The sequence below is a fragment of the Streptomyces sp. NPDC057939 genome (assembly GCF_042887545.1).
Classification (GTDB): domain Bacteria; phylum Actinomycetota; class Actinomycetes; order Streptomycetales; family Streptomycetaceae; genus Streptomyces.
Genome location: NZ_JBHVPG010000004.1, coordinates 331,904 through 348,040 on the forward strand (window position 1 = coordinate 331,904; position 16,137 = coordinate 348,040).

Consider the following 16,137-nt stretch of genomic DNA (forward strand, 5'->3'; position numbering starts at 1 on the left):
TGAGTACCCCCGGGGAATCCGCCGAATGTCGCCCGTTCGACGTAAGCCGCCCCGCCCCCGGTTTCGTACGCAGGGTCCCGGACCGGTCGCGATGAGGTCACGGTCCGGCCTCACCGGGCGGTCTGAGACGATGTGTCCATGGATGAAGCGGACACGCGTACGGGCCACCCGGCATCCCCGGGCCACGCCGTCGTCATCGGCGGCGGCATCGCCGGCCTCGCTGCGGCCCACCGGCTGCTGACCGAAGGCGTCCGCGTCACCCTCCTGGAAGCCGGACCGCGCCTGGGCGGCAAGCTGCACGCGGGCGAACTCGCCGGCCTCCCGGTGGACCTGGGCGCCGAATCCGTGCTCGCCCGCCGCCCCGAGGCCGTGGACCTGGCCCGCGCAGTCGGCCTCGCCGATGCCCTCCGGCCGCCCGCCACCGCCACCGCCCACCTGTGGACCCGCGGCGCCCTGCGCCCCATGCCGCGCGGCCACGTCATGGGCGTCCCCGCCGAACCGGGGCCGCTCGCCGCCTCCGGCGTGCTCTCCGGCGAGGGGCTGGCCCGCATCGAGGCCGAACGCGACCTGCCGCCCCTGGAGATCGGCGAGGACGTCGCCGTCGGCGAGTACGTCGCCGCCCGTCTCGGCCACGAGGTCGTCGACCGGCTCGTCGAACCCCTCCTCGGCGGGGTGTACGCGGGCAACGCCTACCGCATCTCGATGCGCGCCGCCGTGCCCCAGCTCTTCGACGCCGCCCGCTCCCACCCGATGCTCGGCGAGGCCGTACGGGACCTCCAGGCCCGCGCCGCCCGGCAGCCGCAGGCCACCGGACCCGTGTTCGCGGGCATCGACGGCGGCATCGGACGCCTGCCCCTGGCCGTCGCCGAGGCCTGCCGGGCCGCCGGCGCCGAGCTGCGCACCGGAGCCCCCGTCCGCGAGGTCCTGCGGACCGCCGGCGGATGGCGCGTCGTCACCGGCTCCGAGGTCATCGACGCCGACGCCGTGGTGCTGGCCACCCCGGCGGGACCGACCGCGGACCTGCTGGCCGTCCTCGCCCCCGCCGCCCGCGCCGAACTGCGCGAGGCCGAGTACGCCTCCATGGCGCTGGTCACCATGGCCTTCCGCCGCTCCGAGCTGCCGCGGTCGATCATCGACGGCGGCGCGAGCGGGTTCCTCGTACCGCCCGTCGACGGCCGCACGATCAAGGCCTCCACCTTCTCCAGCAACAAGTGGGCCTGGAGCGGCGCCGATCCGGACCTCTTCCTGCTGCGCACCTCCGTCGGCCGGCACGGCGACGAACACGACCTGAAGCGGGAGGACGGGGAACTCGTCGACGTCTCGCTGGCCGACCTCGGCGAAGCCGTCGGCCTCACGGCCCGCCCGGTGGCCTCCACGGTCACCCGCTGGGACCGCGGCCTGCCCCAGTACCCGGTCGGCCACCTCGCCCGGGTGGCCAGGATCCGCGCCGCCGTCTCGGCCCTGCCCGGCCTCGCCGTGTGCGGCGCCCTCTACGACGGCGTCGGCATCCCGGCCTGCGTCGCGAGCGCGGGGAAGGCCGCCGATGTGGTGATCGCCTCGTTGGCCACCCCTGGCGCAGACCACTGATCAGCACACGGGACAATGGACGCATGACTGCACCGGAGAAGATTCCCAACGCGGGGAAGAAGGCGAAGGACCTCAACGAGGTCATTCGCTACACCCTGTGGTCCGTCTTCAAGCTGAAGGACGTCCTGCCCGAGGACCGTACCGGCTTCGCCGACGAGGTCCAGGAGCTGTTCGACCAGCTGGCCGCCAAGGACATCACCGTCCGCGGCGCCTACGACGTCTCCGGCCTGCGCGCCGACGCGGACGTCATGATCTGGTGGCACGCCGAGACCGCGGACGAGCTGCAGACCGCCTACAACCTGTTCCGCCGCACCAAGCTGGGCCGCGCCCTGGAGCCGGTCTGGTCGAACATGGCGCTGCACCGCCCCGCCGAGTTCAACAAGTCGCACATCCCGGCCTTCCTGGCCGACGAGGTCGCCCGCGAGTACGTCAGCGTGTACCCCTTCGTGCGCAGCTACGACTGGTACCTGCTGCCCGACGAGGACCGTCGCCGCATGCTCGCCGACCACGGCAAGATGGCCCGCGGCTACCCGGACGTCCGTGCCAACACCGTCGCTTCCTTCTCGCTGGGCGACTACGAGTGGATGCTGGCCTTCGAGGCCGACGAGCTGTACCGCATCGTCGACCTCATGCGTCACCTGCGCGCCTCCGAGGCCCGCATGCACGTCCGTGAAGAGGTGCCCTTCTACACCGGGCGCCGCAAGTCCGTCGCCGATCTGGTGGCCGGACTCGCCTGATACCTCCCCTGGGGGGAAGGACCGGAGGATTTGACCTCCTCCGGGGATCGGGAGGCCCTGCCCCCGAATCGACGCAGCCGGAGACCCCGCCCGGAAGTTCAGACGACTGGCGGCAGCAGCGCCCTGGGAGCGCCCGCTGCCCGGTCGTCCAGCGACACCGGTGCGGGCTCCGGATGCGGCGCACACGTGGTGCGCCACCCCGGAGTGGCGCCCGTCAGCAGGTACCGCTCCACCCGCCGGTCCACGCACGCGTTGCGTCCGCCGGCCACCCCGTGGTTGCCCGCCCCCTCCTCGGTGAGCAGCGCCGCCCGCGGGCCGAGCCGCCGTTGCAGTTCCAGTGCGCCCCGGTGGGGCGTCGCCCCGTCCCGTTCCGCCGCCACGATCAGCGTCCGGGGCAGCCGCGCGGGCCCCGCGCCGACGGCCACCGGACGTTGCCGCTGCGCCACCGGCCAGAACGCGCACGGCAGGTTCAGGAACGCGTTCGCCCAGGTCTCGAAGGGCGCGCGGCGCGCCAACTCGGTGTTGTCCCGGTCCCAGGTCTCCCAGTCGGCGGGCCAGGGCGCGTCGTTGCAGAGCACCGCCGTGTAGACCGCCGTCGCGTTCGCGGCCCGCGCCGCGTCCCGCGGTCGCGGCCCCGCCTGCTCGACCAGCGGCCCGGGGTCGCCCCGTAGGAAGGCCGCCAGGGCCGCCGCCCGCTCGGGCCAGACGTCGTCGTAGTAGGCGACCTGGAGGAACGCCGCGTGCAGTTCGCCCGTCCCGACGACCCCGCCCGCCGGCTCCCGGGACACCACCGCCCGGACCCGCTCGTAACTCGCCCGCACGGCCCCCGCGGTGGCGCCGAGCCCGTACGTGGCGTGGTGGCGGGCCGCCCAGGTCCGGAAGTCGGACCAGCGCCGCTCGAAGCCCGGGGCCTGGTCGAGGTTGTTGCGGTACCAGATGCGGCGCGGGTCCGGGTCCACGGCCGAGTCGAAGACCATGCGCCGCACGTGCCCCGGGTACCGGGTCGCGTACACGGCCCCCAGGTACGTGCCGTACGAGGCCCCCATGAAGGTCAGCCGCTCCTCGCCGAGCGCGGCCCGGAGCACGTGCAGGTCCCGGACGTTGTTCAGGGTCGTGTACTGCGCCAGGGCGTCGCCGGCCCGCCGCGCACAGCCAAGGGCGTACGTCCGGGCCGCGGCGACCCGCTCCCGCTTGTACGCGGCGGACGGCTCGGCGGGAACCCGGGTCGGGCCGGCCGGAGCCGGGTCGGCCGGGTCGTGACAGGACAGCGGGGCGGACCGGCCGACCCCGCGCGGGGCGTAACCGACCAAGTCGTAGGCGGCGGCGACGCCGCGCCAGGCCGGGAGCCCGGCGAACAACGGGAAGTACATCCCGGAGGCGCCCGGGCCGCCCGGGTTGTGGACGAGCGCGCCCTGCCGCGCGACGCCCCCGCGGCCGGTGGCCGGGACCCGGCTGACGGTGAGGGAGATCTGCGGGCCGTCGGGGCGGGCGTAGTCGAGGGGGACGCGCAGGGCGGCGCACCGCACCGGGCCGGGTAGTTCCTCGACCACGGGGCAGCGCCCGAAGACGAGCCCGCCGCCGGCTCCGCCGCGGGCCGCCCGGGCGGCCCGCAGGGCGACGCGGACGGCCCCGGCGTCCTCGGCGGCGGTCCGCGCGTCGGCAGGGGCGGTCACCCGGTTCCCGAGGACGTCGGCGACCGCCGGGGAGGGCAGGCACAGGGCGAGCGAGAGCGCCGCCAGGGCGGCGGCGCGGCGGGTGGGCGTCGTGCGGTGGCGGGCGGGCGTCGGCATCCGCATGGCGGCTCCCTCGTCTCATCGGCTGGTCCGATGAGATGCCAGGTCCGCCGCCCTGTACAGGCGCACCGCCGGGCGCCCCGGGCCCGGCCGCCGTTACCGCCCGATCGGCCCCCGGCCGGCGCGCACCGCGTCGAAGTCCCGTCGCGCCGGCGGGGGTCCGCCGGTGCGACGGGCCGTCAGGCGAGCGCGGCCCGCAGCCCCGGGTCGGTCACGGCCCGCACCCCGTGCACGGCCACCGCCGTGAGGGGGTCCGGGACGCCGTCCTCGCGCTGCAACTCCAACAGCAGCCGCCGGCCCGAGGGGGACGCCCAGGGGGAGTGGCGGTGGCCCTCGAAGCGGGCGACGGCCTGGCAGCTCAGGGTGAGCAGCAGCGGCAGCGAGAACCACCACAGCACGGTCACCGCGGTGCCCTTGTCGGAGGGGGCCGCGGCCAGCGAGGCCGCCGCCATGGCGAGCACCAGCCAGGTGGCCCGGCGGACCGCCCGCAGGCCCTCCGCGAGGTCGTCCCGTACCGCGTCGGGCACGGTGAGCCCCGCCGATCCCAGCCGGTCCGCGAGGACCCGTACGGCCTCGTGACCCGCCGCCGCGGTCCGCAGCTCCCGGACGGGGGACTGCCCCTGCGGGCCGAACGCCTCCAGCAGGGCCCGCTCGTGCGGGTCCCGCCCGACGGGATCGACGACGGTGGCCCAGCCGGTGTGGGCGAGGAGCAGCCGCCGCCCGCGCTCCATGGACAGCAGCGTCACCACGGCGACCCGGTCCGGGCCGCCGGCCAGGTACGCGGCCTCGTACAGGCTCAGCCGGTGTTCGATGACGAAGCTCTCGACGGAACCGGCGGCCTCGGTCGTGGCGCGCAGCAGCCGGACGCAGGCCAGCAGCACGCCGGCCCACGCCAGGAGGAGGAACAGGACCCAGAACATGCCTGATTCCTACCCGTTGTCGGAGCCGACGGTCAGGGGCGCCGCGCACATGTGAGCACCTCGTGACCTGTGATGACGGACGTTCAGGAGCTGCTGCTCCCACAACTGGAACTGCTGCTGCTCCCGCAGCTGGAACTTGAGGAACCGCAACTGGAACCGGACGACGAGCAACTGGATCCCCCGCCTCCGCCGCAGCTGCCGCCCGACGATCCGCAGCCCGGCCCCGAACCGCAGCCGGACCCGCCCCCGCCGCCGCTGCCTCCGTCGGATGACGCGCACCAGACGACCGGGACCGCGAACTCGTCGGAGGAACCGGACGTTCCTGACGAGGAGTGCGGCCGGTGCGGCCGGTGACCGGCCGCGCGGGCCTGGGCCGCGGCGAGCCGTGCCTCGCGGGCCGCGGGCACCAGGTGCGAGCGCAGGTACGGATCCTGCAGACCCCGCAGCCCGAACAGGGCGGTCTGCACGTGCGGGGCCGGGTTGCCCACGTGCTGCGCCCGGATCTCCCCGAGCGCGGCCCGTCCGGCCGGGGTGATCCGCCGGCCGGCGCGCTTCGCGCAGACGACGCCCATCACCAGGCCGGTGATGAGGGCGGGCAGCACCGTGAGGGCGAACGGGATCCGGGGCCCCGCGTCCAGGGCGAGGGTCACGACGGTGATCGGGATCGACGCGAAGGCCAGCAGCGCGCAGAGCAGGGCCTGGAGCTTCCCCCAGCGGCGCCGGCCACGGCCCGCGCCGGGTTCGGCGACGAGGCCCCGGGCGGCCAGGGCGTCACCGATCTCCTGCACGGCCGGGTCCAGCATGGCGGAGTAGCGGATCCGGTGGAGCCAACCGGAGGGCGCCTGCTGGACGGCCAGCAGCACGGCCCGCTCGGCGGGGTCACCGGCCCGGGCCCCGGACCGCACGTGGATGATGCCCGGCCCGCCGATCGCCAGGCGGCCGTCGCCCAGGAGGGAGACGAGCGCGGCGTCGACGACGGCTCCGGGGCCGCCCGCCATGAAGGCGGCCTCGGACAGGTCGTGCAGCCTCGGCGCGGGCCCGGCCACCGGGGGCCGGGCCCGGCGCTGGGCGACCAGGAGCAGGACGGTGGAAGTGGCGACGGCGATCCACACGAGGGCGATGAGGGCGTTCACGCGGCTCTCCCCACCAGGGCGCGGGCCCAGCGGACGATCCGGCGGGGCGGCCGGGTCCCGGCGCGGTCCCGCCACCAGGTGGTGAGCCGGCGGCGGGCGGCCGGGTCGGCCGGCAGGTCCTGGATGAGCAGGTGCTCGGCGAAGTCCAGGGCGTCCCGGCGGTAGCCGGCCGTCATGGGCCGCCGGCGGGCGTACGCGAGGAAGGCCGTGCGGTAGGCGGCGGGGCCGCCGAGCAGTTCGGGTAGTTCGGGCGCGACCTTGGCCACGACCGAGGCCCGCTTGGCGGCCAGCGCCCGCGCCTGGACGCGGATCCGCTGCCGGTCGAAGCCCTCGGGCACCGGGGTGCCGGCGACCAGCGCCGACAGCAGGGCCGCCTGCTCCAGCCCCAGCCGGGTACGGGCCGCCCCGATGTCGGGGGCGTCGCCGTCGGGCGCGGTCGCGTTCTCGGCGGGCCGGGCGGCCCCGGTGTCCGCGGCCGGGCCCCCGTCGGGCGCCGGCGGCCGGGCGGCGGGAGCGGCGCCCACGACGGCCCGGATCCGCTCCAGTTCCCCGGCGAGCTCGGCCTCCGGCGGGAAGTCGTCGTCGCGCTCCAGCAGCACCCCCGGCGGGTCCACCCGCTCGCGCAGCTGCGCGAGGACGTCGAGCACCACCGGCGGCACCGGGTGCGCGTGGGTGTCGTGCCAGACGCCGTCGCGCTCCACGCCACCGGCGACGTGCACGTAGGCCAGCGCCTCCAGCGGGATCCCGTCGAGGACGGCGGCCGGGTCCTCGCCTCGGTTGACCCGGTTCGTGTGCAGGTTGGCCACGTCGATGAGGAGCCGCACACCGGTCCGCTCGACCAGCTCCGTCAGGAACTGCCCCTCCGTCAGCTCCTCCCCGGGCCAGGAGAGGAGCGCGGCGATGTTTTCCAGCGCCAGCGGCACGGGCAGCGCGTCCTGGGCGATCCGTACGTTCTCGCACAGCACCGCCAGCGCGTCGCGGGTGCGGGGCACGGGCAGCAGGTGACCGGCCTCCAGCGCGGGCGAGGACGTCCGTACGAAGGCGATGTGCTCGGTGACCAGCGGCGCCCCCAGCGCCACCGCCCGTTCCGCGAGCTCGGCCAGCTTCGCGGCGTCGGGCCGGTCGGCTCCGCCGAGGCCCAGCGACACACCGTGCGGCACGACGTGGACGCCGCGCTCGCGCAACCTCAGCAATCCGGGGTGCAGGTGGCCGGGGCAGGCGTTCTCCGCCACCACCTCGACCCAGTCCAGGCCCGGCAGCCGTTCGACCGCGTCCGCGATCTCCGGCCGCCAGCCGATGCCCACCCCCAGGCGCGTCATGGGCTTCATGTCGCCGCCCCCCTCTTCTCTTCGGTCCGTCGGACCGTGTGCCGGTGTGATGACCCCGTCGGAGCCCGGCCAACCCGCGTCGGGGGACGTTCAGAGCATGATTTGAGGTTCCCGCCCGGACCTCAGAGCCGTGCCCGCAGCGCCGGATGGTCGGCGACGACCGTGCAGGACCCCGGCGCGATCTCCGTGAAACCGGCGTCACGGACCACCGGCAACCCGCTCCCACCGAGCTCGGCCCACCGCTCGCGCGGGGCCGTGCGCACCGCCAGCCGGAAACCGGAGTCCCGCCACGCCGTCCGCTCGGCCGTGGTGAGCTCCCACCAGGCCAGCTGCGCCGCGTGCCCGACCTGCGCCATCGCCTTTCCGGCCGACATGTCGAGGTCCGGGTTCAGCCACAGCACCGGGAGGTCGGCGGCGGCCGGCGGAACGGGACCGGGGTCGTCCAGATCGGTGCCGGAGACCTGGAGCTTCGCCAGTTCCTTGGGCCAGCCGTCCAGCGGCACCGGCGGGAAGACCCGTACCAGGGAGGCCTCGCCGCTCACGGTGATGCCCGGCAGGGTCTCCGCCTTGCGCCACTCCGCGCCGCGCGCCCGCCGGACCACCTTGCGGATCCGGGCGTCCTGCCAGTCGCGGACGGCCTCGGCCCACTCGCCCTCGCCGTGCGCCCTCTCGTCCGCCAGCAGGACGAGCACCGCGCGGGCCGCCGTCTCCAGGGCGTCCGTCCGGGCGGGCGGCTCGGTCTTCTCGATCCGGACGACCAGCGGCAGGACGAACTGCGGGGCCTCGTCGCGCAGTACGTGCTCCAGGCGGAAGGGGCTGCCCGCCCCGACCGCGGGCACGTCCGCGGGACCCTTCGCGGGGACGCCCGCGGATACCGGTGCGTCACCGCCCGCGGGTACGTCTGTGGTCTCGTTCGTGTGCCGGCTGCTCATCCCGCCAAGGATGCCGGCCTCCGACCTGAGGAGGATGCTCCGGGTCCCCCACCCGCGCGAGGATCGAACCCATGAAGAGCGACCTTTTCGCGTCCGAGAACCTGGCCCAGCCGGCCGCCGCGCCCGGCATGACCCTGCAGAACGCCAAGTCCGTCAAGTACACCGTCAACGGAGAGGTGCTCGCCCGGCAGGGCGCGATGATCGCCTTCCGGGGGAACCTGCAGTTCGAGCGGAAGGGCCAGGGCATAGGCGGCATGCTCAAGCGCGCCGTCACCGGCGAGGGGCTCGCGCTGATGTCCGTACGCGGCCAGGGCGAGGCCTGGTTCGCGCACCAGGGCGGCAACTGCTTCATCGTCGACTTCGAACCCGGCGACGCGCTGACCGTCAACGGCCGCAACGTCCTGTGCTTCGACCCGACGCTCTCCTACGAGATCAAGATGGTCAAGGGCGCCGGCATGACCGGCGGCGGCCTCTTCAACAGCCTCTTCACCGGCACCGGCAAGCTCGCCGTCGTGTGCGACGGCAGCCCCATCATCATCCCCGTCACCCCGCAGGAACCGGTCTTCGTCGACACCGACGCGGTCGTCGGCTGGAGCGCGCGGCTGGAGACCGGCCTGCACCGCTCCCAGTCCGTCGGCTCCATGATCCGCGGCGGGTCGGGGGAGGCCGTCCAGCTGAAGCTGAGCGGCGAGGGCTTCGTCATCGTCCGCCCCAGCGAGGTCACCGAGGCGGCGACCGCGAACTGAACGGACCCCGGCCCGTCGGCGGCCGGGGTGAGTAGGCTCGTACGCATGGACCAGCCGCAGGAGAACGCCACGTACTGCCCCGCCCCGGCCGCGCCCGTCGGGCGGGTGCCCGGGCCGCCGTACGCCGACTGCCTGGAGTGCGGCAAGCCCACCGAGTACGGGGTCGCGACGCCGGGCGTCGTGCTGTGCCCGGTCTGCGAGTGGCAGGAGGCGCAGCGCACCGCCTGCTCCGGCTGACCGGGCGGCGCGCCGCCCGGGCTACTTCCCGATCAGGTCGGACACCTTCACGAAGCGGTACCCGCGCGCGCGGAGCTCCGGGACGATCTTCCGGATGGCCTCCTCCGTGACGGGGGCCGCGCTGCGCGTGCAGTGCATGACCACCACCGAGCCGGGCTTCACCCCGGCGAGCACCTGCTCGGCCACCGCGTCCGGGTCCTTCGCGAAGGCGTCCCCGCTGACCACGTCCCACTGCACGGCGGTGACCTTGGCCTCGCGGAGGGAACGCAGCGCCCGGTCGTCGTAGCAGCCGCCGGGGAAGCGGAAGTACGGCACGGTGTTGACCGCGCCGGCCGTCCGGAACGCCGCGAAGGCCCGGTCCACGTCGGCCCGCGCCTCCTCGTCGTCGAGGGTGGGGAGCCCGTAGCAGGGTGCCTTGAAGGCGTGGTGGCTGTACGAGTGGTTCGCGATCTCGAAGTTCGGATCGGTGCCGATGGACTTGGCCTGGTCCGGGTACTCCTCGGCCCAGCGGCCGGTCATGAAGACCGTCGAGGGAACCTGGAGCCGGCGCAGGGTGGAGATCAGCTCGGGGTTGTCGAAACGTTCCCCCGAGGCGGCGCGCGGTCCCTGGTCGGCGGTCATGTCGGCGTCGAACGTCAGGGCGACGGTCTTGTCGCTGCGCTGTCGCGCCCGCTCGAAGACGGGCGTCAGCCCGTTCGGGCCGGGAGCCATGGTCGGCGCCCTGCCCGGCGGGCCGGCCTGCGGGGACGCGCCGGAGGGGGTGGGGGAGACGGACTGCGGGGCGCCCGGGGCCGAGGCCGCGGGGCTCCCCATGCGGGCCTGGCCGTCACCCCGGGACGGAGCGGCGCCGCCCGCGCATCCCGCGAGGGCGGCACCCAGGGCAGCACCGACGACGGCCACGACGGCCGCTTTGCGCACAGAAGTGGTCACGTAGGGAAAATATATGACTATGTGGCAATCAGACGGGTACGGCACTCCTCCACGTCGAAGTCACCCGGCGGGTACGCCGGAGCCAGCGCCTCCAGGTGCTCCAGCAGGAGCCGGCCGACCGCCCAGTTCCGGTACCACTTCCGGTCCGCGGGCACGACGTACCAGGGTGCCTCCGCCATCGAGCAACGCTCCAGGGCCAGCTCGTACGCCTGCTGGTAGGCGGGCCACGCGGCCCGCGCCTCGATGTCGGCCGGACTGAACTTCCAGTGCTTGTCCGGGTCGTCCAGCCGGGCCAGCAGACGCCGGCGCTGCTCCTCGTAACCGAGGTGCAGGAAGACCTTGACGACGGTCACCCCGTCGTCGGCGAGGTCCTTCTCGAACCGGTTGATCTCGGCGTAACGCCGCTTCAGCTCGCTGCGCGACACCAACTCGCGCACCCGGGCGACGAGCACGTCCTCGTAGTGCGACCGGTCGAAGATGCCGATCTCCCCCGGCAGCGGGAGGGCGTTCGTGACGCGCCACAGGAACGGGTGGTCCAGTTCCTCGGGCGTGGGCGCCTTGAAGGACCGGATCCGGCAGCCGGACGGGTTGAACAGTCCGATCACGTGCTTGACCGTGCCGCCCTTGCCGCTGGTGTCCATGCCCTGGAGGACGAGCAGCAGCCGGCGGCGGTCGCCGGCCGTGCTCGCCGCGTACAGCCGGTCCTGGAGGGAGGCGAGCCGCTCGGCCATCCGGGCCGTGGCGGCCAACCCGGACGCCTTGTCCGTGGGACCCGCGGGCGTCCCCGCCGGGTCCAGGGCGGCCAGGTCCACCCGCTCCCCGACCGGCACCCGCAACACCGGCCCGAGCGCCGGCCCGTCGGGGGCGCCGGATCCGTCGGGAGCCCCGCCCTTCCGGTCGCCCTTGGCAGCCTTCGACCCCTTGGGCTCCAGGGCCGCGCCGCCGGCCCTGTCCTGCTTGTCCCCGCGGGCTCCCTTGTCCTTCTCGGCCTTGTCCTTCTTGGCCACGGTCACCTACCCCCTTCGATCGGCTCCGTCCGATCTTCCAGCAGGTCGAACAGGTTCGCGACACGGCGGGAGCGGGGGATACGGGAGTGAGGACACGGCAGGTGCGGAGGACCGGACCGAGGACACGACGGCCGGGCCGCCTCGGGGCCGGATCAGTGCCAGGGGCCGGTCACCGCGAACGTCGTGCCCGGGGTGTAGGCGTTCACGAACATGGTGCGGCCGTCGGGGGAGAAGGTGACACCCGCGAACTCCCCCCACTGCGGGTCCCCGGGCGGGCCCACGTCGTCCGCGTTGCGGGCCACGGGGTGGACCGTCCCGCCGGGGGTGACACCGAGGACGTACTGCTCCCCGCCGCCGTCCTCGCACACCATCAGGCCGCCGTCCGGGGCCAGGCAGATGTTGTCGGGGGAGTCACCCGGCAGGTGCACGCCGGACGACGGGCCGAACAGGACGTCCAGCCGGAGCCGTTGGCGCAGCGGGTCGTAGAACCACACCTGCCCCTGGTGGTCGGCGGCGGAGCCCTCCCGGCTGCGGGCGTAACTGGAGACGAAGTACACGCCGGTGCCGCCCCAGTAGCAGCCCTCCAGCTTCTGCGCGTGGGTGATGCCGCGCGGTCCGAAGTCCTGGAGCCGGACGGGCGTCACGCGGGCCGACGGGTCCGGTACGGGGACCCACTCCACCGGGAACTCGGCCCCGGTCCGGTCCACCCGCGAGAGGTCGTCGAGCCCGGGCACGCGCAGCGCCTCCAGCACGCCGCCCGCGCGCAGCGAGCCGGGTCCGCCGAGGGGCCGGGCGGGCAGGAACCGGTGGAACAGGCCGAAGGGTTCGACGAAGGCGTCCTCGGTCTCGTAGACGACGCCCCGGTGGGGGTCCACGGCGACGGCCTCGTGGGCGAAGCGCCCCAGCGCGGTCAGGGGCACCGCGCCGAGGCGGTGCGGGTCGACGGGGTCGACCTCGAAGACGTACCCGTGGTCGCGGGAGTATCCGGAGTCCCTGGCCCGGTCCTCGGTCTCCTCGCAGCTCAGCCAGGTGTTCCAGGGGGTCCGGCCCCCCGCGCAGTTGACGGCGGTACCGGCGAGGGCGACGCGCTCGGCGGTGACCCCGCCGGCCGGATCCAGTTCCAGTACGGTGCAGCCGCCCAGGGCCGCCGGGTCGTAGGTCAGGCCCCCGACGGCGGGGACGCGCAGTGCGGCGGTGGCGCGGTTCTCGTGGTTGCGGACCAGCCGGACGGAGCCGCCGCCCGTGCCGGTGCCCGCCCCGAAGGCGGCCATGCCGTCGCAGTTGGCGGGCGTCGGGCCCTCGCCGGAGCGCAGCGGCTGCCCGGCGCGCGAGAGGACCCGGTACGAGAACCCGGCCGGCAGGTCGAGCAGCCCGTCCGGATCGGGCAGCAGCGGCCCGTAGCCGGGGGACCCGGCCCGGCCGGCCGCGACCGCGGTCGGGCCGCCGCCGGGGGCACCGCCCGCGAAGAGGGCGCCCAGTGCCCCGGTGAAGCTGACCGCGCCTGCCGCCAGCAGGCCGCGTCGGGTGACGGACATCGGCAACTCCCCGCTGTTTCCCTGGAGATGTGACCGGCCCGTGGTACCACGTGGTGCGTCGCGGCTCCGGGCGGCGCGTGCGCGGCCGCGGATCCGTCACCCCTGCGGGTTCCCGTACGCCGTGCCGTCCCGTCCGGCCGCCGGGGCCGGACGGGAGGCGCGTACGGCGGTGATCAGACGAGCTCGGCGCTCAGGGTGATCGTCGTACCGGTCAGGGCCTGGCTGACGGGGCAGTTCTTCTTGGCGTCCTCGGCGGCGGAGGCGAAGCCCTCCGCGTCCAGGCCGGGGACCTCGGCGCGCACGCTCAGGTGGATGCCGGTGATGCCCTCGCCGGGCTGGAAGGTGACGTCGGCCTTGGTCTCCAGGCGGGTGGGCGGGGTGCCCGCGCCCGCGAGGCCGTGGGAGAGCGCCATCGAGTAGCAGCTGGAGTGCGCGGCGGCGATCAGCTCTTCCGGGCTGGTCTTGCCGTTCGCGGCCTCGGCGCGGGAGGGCCAGGAGACGTCGTACGAGCCGAGGCCCGAGGAGTCGAGGGTGACGACACCCTTGCCCTCCAGCAGGTTGCCTTCCCAGACGGTGTGCGCGTGACGCGTGGTGGCCATGGTGATCCCTTCGCAGATGTGGAAACGGTCGGGCGGCGAAAGCGCCCCGACCGTGCCAAACCTACTGGGAGACCAGGGGCTTCGCGTCGCGTGCGAGGGCGGTGAGCCGCGATATGGCTCGGAAGTACTTCTTCCGATAACCGCCGTTGAGCATTTCTTCACTGAACAGCCGGTCGAAGGGCACCCCGGAGGCCAGGACCGGGACCTCCCGGTCGTACAGCCGGTCGGCCAGCACCACCAGGCGCAGCGCGGTCGACTGGTCGGGCACCGGGCCCACGTCGGTCAGGCAGACGGCGGCTATGCCGTCCGTGAGCGCGCCGTAGCGGCTCGGGTGGACCTTCGCGAGGTGGTCGAGCAGGCCGGGGAAGTCGTCCAGGCTCGCGCCGGGGGTCGCGTACGCGGCCTTCGCGACCTGCTCGTCCGAGAACGGGGCGGGGGCGTCGGGCAGGCCGCGGTGGCGGTAGTCCTGACCGTCGATCCGCAGCGGCCGGAAGTGCGCGGACAGCCCCTGGATCTCCCGGAGGAAGTCGGCGGCCGCGAACCGGCCCTCGCCGAGCTTGCCGGGCAGCGTGTTGGAGGTGGCGGCGAGCGCCACGCCCTGTTCGACCAGGCGGCTGAGCAGCGAGGACACCAGGACGGTGTCGCCCGGGTCGTCCAGCTCGAATTCGTCGATGCACAGCAGCCGGTGCCCGCCCAGGGTCTGCACGGTCTGCTGGAAGCCGAGCGCGCCGACCAGGTTGGTCAGCTCCACGAAGGTGCCGAACGCCTTGAGGGCGGGCTCCGCCGGGGTGGCGTGCCACAGGGAGGCGAGGAGGTGGGTCTTGCCGACGCCGTAGCCGCCGTCGAGGTAGACGCCGCGCGGTCCGGCGGGGGCCGCCTTGGGGGCCTTGGAGAACCAGCGGCGCTTGCCGGAGCCGGTCGCGTGCGCGCCGCCCAGGCCGGCGGCGAAGCCGCTCAGCACGCTCACGGCCTCGGTCTGGCTGGGCTGGGCGGGATCGGGCTCGTAGGTGTCGAAGCGCACCGAGTCGAAGCGCGGGGGCGGCACCATCTCCGCCACCAGCCGTTCGGCGGGCACGCGCGGTTCGCGGGCGCACAGGGCCAGGGGGCCCGCGTCGGCCGTCGGGTGCCCGGGGGCAGAGCCGGAGGTGGAGAGAGATGTTGACACAGCTCTTAACTCTACGGGGCGTGGCACACTGCACCGATGCGACGCCTGTTCCCTGTGACCGATCAGACATCAGCCCCGTCCCAGGACGCGGTCGACCGCGAGTGGTCGCTCGACGAGCTCGCGGATGCCTACGCCTACCCGGAGCCGGCCCCGGGCGGGCACTGGTTGCGGGCGAACATGGTCTCCACCCTGGACGGGGCCGCCCAGCACGAGGGCCGTTCGCAGCCGATCTCGGGCGAGACGGACATGCGGATCTTCGGCACCCTCCGGGCGCTGGCCGACGTGGTGGTCGTCGGCGCGGAAACGGTTCGCCAGGAGGGCTACCGGCCGGCCCGGGCCCGCGAGGTCTTCGCGGCCCGCCGCGCGGCCGCGGGTCAGGGGACGGCGCCCGCCATCGCGGTGATCACGGCGAGCATGGAGCTGGACTTCGACCTGCCGCTGTTCACCTCCCCGCTGGAGCCGACCCTGGTCCTCACGGGCTCGGCGGCGCCCGCCGAACGGGTGGCCGCGGCCCGCAAGGCCGGCGCCGAGGTGATCGTCGCGGGGGACGGCGCCGCCGTGGACCCCGCCCGGGCGGTGCGGGAGCTGGCCGGGCGCGGGCTGCGCCGTCAGCTCACCGAGGGCGGCCCGAGGCTGTTGGGCCAGTTCGTGGCCGCCGACGTACTGGACGAGCTGTGCCTGACGATCTCCCCGATGCTCACGGCCGGCGACGCCCAGCGGATCGCGGGCGGACCCTCCGTCACGGTTCCGCACCGGCTCGTCCCGGCCCGCGTACTGGAGGAGGCCGGGTTCCTCTTCACCAGTTACCGTCGGATCTGAGAAAGAGGCGGAATTTGTCGTTCCGCTTTGCTTCCGCCGGGCACATACCTGGGCACACATAACTGCGCACGGCCCCGCGGGACAGCGGGGCAGGATGGTTTCCGCAGGGGCCGGCCGACCGGCCCCGGCCCATGAAGGAGAGGGCGTCCGTGTTCACGAGCGTATTGATGATCGAGCAGCCGCTGACCACGGTGGACGTGGACTTCGTCACCACCCTGCACGGAGACGACCAGGTCTCCTTCGTCGTGCTCATGCAGCCCCGGGGAGACCAGGACCGCCTGCTCCGCGCCATCGACGACGTGGCGCTCGGCGAGCTCCCCGAAGCCCTCCACGAGGGCGACGAACCCGAGGGGGAGCACGCCAGGGGACCCGCCGAGACGGCTCTCGAACACTCCCTCGTCGCCCTGCGCACGAAGGGGGCCACGGCCGTCGGACAGATCGTCGAGGACCATCCCCTCGACAAGCTGAAGGCCGTCGTGGACGAGACCGGCGCCGACGAGGTGATCGTCCTGACCGCCCCGCACTTCGTCGAGGAGTTCTTCCACCGGGACTGGGCCTCCCGGGCCCGGCACAAGGTCGGGGTTCCGGTGCTCAAGCTCTTCGCCCACAACGAATAGGCTGGTGCGGTCACACCGCACAGCCCGCCGCAGTCCGCTGCACCCCGCACAC

16 protein-coding genes are annotated in these 16,137 nt (G+C 74.5%); 6 read left to right on the top strand and 10 right to left on the bottom strand.

Features of this window, described 5'->3' with window-relative positions; translation table 11 throughout:
* Nucleotides 1–138 precede the first annotated feature (138 nt).
* Nucleotides 139–1,587 carry a protoporphyrinogen oxidase gene (gene hemG / locus ACFVS6_RS07495; protein ID WP_389701517.1) on the top strand — a complete coding sequence of 483 codons (1,449 nt, stop codon included), beginning with the start codon at nucleotides 139–141 and terminating at the stop codon, nucleotides 1,585–1,587.
* 23 nt (nucleotides 1,588–1,610) lie between these two features.
* A complete protein-coding gene (gene hemQ / locus ACFVS6_RS07500) occupies nucleotides 1,611–2,324 on the top strand; it encodes a hydrogen peroxide-dependent heme synthase (protein WP_389701518.1) in 714 nt (237 codons plus the stop codon).
* A 98-nt stretch (nucleotides 2,325–2,422) separates the two neighbouring features.
* On the opposite strand, the gene ACFVS6_RS07505 is transcribed toward hemQ, so the two are convergent.
* From ACFVS6_RS07505 to ACFVS6_RS07525, 5 genes are all read right to left on the bottom strand, one after another.
* Entirely contained in the window at nucleotides 2,423–4,120 is a 1,698-nt protein-coding gene (locus ACFVS6_RS07505) for an alpha/beta hydrolase (protein ID WP_389701520.1), read from the bottom strand.
* Nucleotides 4,121–4,296: 176 nt separating this feature from the next.
* Entirely contained in the window at nucleotides 4,297–5,037 is a 741-nt protein-coding gene (locus ACFVS6_RS07510) for a TIGR04222 domain-containing membrane protein (protein ID WP_389701522.1), read from the bottom strand.
* A gap of 83 nt (nucleotides 5,038–5,120) precedes the next feature.
* On the bottom strand, nucleotides 5,121–6,170 hold the full coding sequence (locus tag ACFVS6_RS07515) for a TIGR04222 domain-containing membrane protein (protein ID WP_389701523.1): 1,050 nt from the start codon (nucleotides 6,168–6,170) through the stop codon (nucleotides 5,121–5,123).
* On the bottom strand, nucleotides 6,167–7,498 hold the full coding sequence (locus tag ACFVS6_RS07520) for a DUF692 domain-containing protein (RefSeq protein ID WP_389701525.1): 1,332 nt from the start codon (nucleotides 7,496–7,498) through the stop codon (nucleotides 6,167–6,169). Before ACFVS6_RS07520 ends, ACFVS6_RS07515 begins: the two co-directional genes overlap by 4 nt.
* Nucleotides 7,499–7,620: 122 nt before the next feature.
* Nucleotides 7,621–8,430 carry a peptidyl-tRNA hydrolase gene (locus ACFVS6_RS07525; protein ID WP_389701526.1) on the bottom strand — a complete coding sequence of 270 codons (810 nt, stop codon included), beginning with the start codon at nucleotides 8,428–8,430 and terminating at the stop codon, nucleotides 7,621–7,623.
* Between the two features lie 71 nt (nucleotides 8,431–8,501).
* On the opposite strand from ACFVS6_RS07525, the gene ACFVS6_RS07530 reads away from it, so the two are divergent.
* Entirely contained in the window at nucleotides 8,502–9,176 is a 675-nt protein-coding gene (locus ACFVS6_RS07530) for an AIM24 family protein (protein WP_389701528.1), read from the top strand.
* Nucleotides 9,177–9,221: 45 nt separating this feature from the next.
* Nucleotides 9,222–9,413, top strand: a complete 192-nt coding sequence (locus ACFVS6_RS07535) for a hypothetical protein (protein WP_389701530.1) — start codon at nucleotides 9,222–9,224, stop codon at nucleotides 9,411–9,413.
* 21 nt (nucleotides 9,414–9,434) lie between these two features.
* Here the strand turns inward: ACFVS6_RS07535 and ACFVS6_RS07540 are convergent, their stop codons facing one another.
* The 5 genes from ACFVS6_RS07540 to zapE form a co-directional block, all read right to left on the bottom strand.
* Entirely contained in the window at nucleotides 9,435–10,343 is a 909-nt protein-coding gene (locus ACFVS6_RS07540; protein ID WP_389701531.1) for a polysaccharide deacetylase family protein, read from the bottom strand.
* Nucleotides 10,344–10,360: 17 nt separating this feature from the next.
* Nucleotides 10,361–11,275, bottom strand: coding sequence for a PPK2 family polyphosphate kinase (locus ACFVS6_RS07545; RefSeq protein WP_389701614.1), 915 nt, complete (start codon nucleotides 11,273–11,275; stop codon nucleotides 10,361–10,363).
* Between the two features lie 227 nt (nucleotides 11,276–11,502).
* The gene (locus ACFVS6_RS07550; RefSeq protein WP_389701533.1) at nucleotides 11,503–12,885 is read right to left on the bottom strand and encodes an alkaline phosphatase PhoX; all 1,383 of its coding nucleotides are present in this window, start codon (nucleotides 12,883–12,885) and stop codon (nucleotides 11,503–11,505) included.
* 173 nt (nucleotides 12,886–13,058) lie between these two features.
* Complete coding sequence (locus tag ACFVS6_RS07555) at nucleotides 13,059–13,484, bottom strand: OsmC family protein (RefSeq protein WP_389701535.1); 426 nt, start codon at nucleotides 13,482–13,484, stop codon at nucleotides 13,059–13,061.
* 61 nt (nucleotides 13,485–13,545) lie between these two features.
* Nucleotides 13,546–14,649, bottom strand: coding sequence for a cell division protein ZapE (gene zapE, locus ACFVS6_RS07560; RefSeq protein ID WP_389701536.1), 1,104 nt, complete (start codon nucleotides 14,647–14,649; stop codon nucleotides 13,546–13,548).
* Nucleotides 14,650–14,685: 36 nt separating this feature from the next.
* On the opposite strand from zapE, the gene ACFVS6_RS07565 reads away from it, so the two are divergent.
* Nucleotides 14,686–15,468, top strand: a complete 783-nt coding sequence (locus ACFVS6_RS07565; RefSeq protein ID WP_389701538.1) for a pyrimidine reductase family protein — start codon at nucleotides 14,686–14,688, stop codon at nucleotides 15,466–15,468.
* A 149-nt stretch (nucleotides 15,469–15,617) separates the two neighbouring features.
* Nucleotides 15,618–16,085: an indole-3-glycerol phosphate synthase gene (locus ACFVS6_RS07570; protein ID WP_389701540.1), complete on the top strand. Its 468-nt coding sequence runs from the start codon at nucleotides 15,618–15,620 to the stop codon at nucleotides 16,083–16,085.
* Nucleotides 16,086–16,137: the final 52 nt, after the last annotated feature.

What these genes read in the sequence shown, in the direction of transcription:
- ACFVS6_RS07550 (WP_389701533.1), bottom strand. Translation starts at nt 12,885, where the DNA reads ATGTCCGTCACCCGACGCGGCCTGCTGGCGGCAGGCGCGGTCAGCTTC.
- ACFVS6_RS07555 (WP_389701535.1), bottom strand. Translation starts at nt 13,484, where the DNA reads ATGGCCACCACGCGTCACGCGCACACCGTCTGGGAAGGCAACCTGCTG.
- ACFVS6_RS07530 (WP_389701528.1), top strand. Translation starts at nt 8,502, where the DNA reads ATGAAGAGCGACCTTTTCGCGTCCGAGAACCTGGCCCAGCCGGCCGCC.
- ACFVS6_RS07505 (WP_389701520.1), bottom strand. Translation starts at nt 4,120, where the DNA reads ATGCGGATGCCGACGCCCGCCCGCCACCGCACGACGCCCACCCGCCGC.
- ACFVS6_RS07520 (WP_389701525.1), bottom strand. Translation starts at nt 7,498, where the DNA reads ATGAAGCCCATGACGCGCCTGGGGGTGGGCATCGGCTGGCGGCCGGAG.
- hemQ (WP_389701518.1), top strand. Translation starts at nt 1,611, where the DNA reads ATGACTGCACCGGAGAAGATTCCCAACGCGGGGAAGAAGGCGAAGGAC.
- ACFVS6_RS07525 (WP_389701526.1), bottom strand. Translation starts at nt 8,430, where the DNA reads ATGAGCAGCCGGCACACGAACGAGACCACAGACGTACCCGCGGGCGGT.
- ACFVS6_RS07535 (WP_389701530.1), top strand. Translation starts at nt 9,222, where the DNA reads ATGGACCAGCCGCAGGAGAACGCCACGTACTGCCCCGCCCCGGCCGCG.
- ACFVS6_RS07510 (WP_389701522.1), bottom strand. Translation starts at nt 5,037, where the DNA reads ATGTTCTGGGTCCTGTTCCTCCTCCTGGCGTGGGCCGGCGTGCTGCTG.
- ACFVS6_RS07565 (WP_389701538.1), top strand. Translation starts at nt 14,686, where the DNA reads ATGCGACGCCTGTTCCCTGTGACCGATCAGACATCAGCCCCGTCCCAG.
- hemG (WP_389701517.1), top strand. Translation starts at nt 139, where the DNA reads ATGGATGAAGCGGACACGCGTACGGGCCACCCGGCATCCCCGGGCCAC.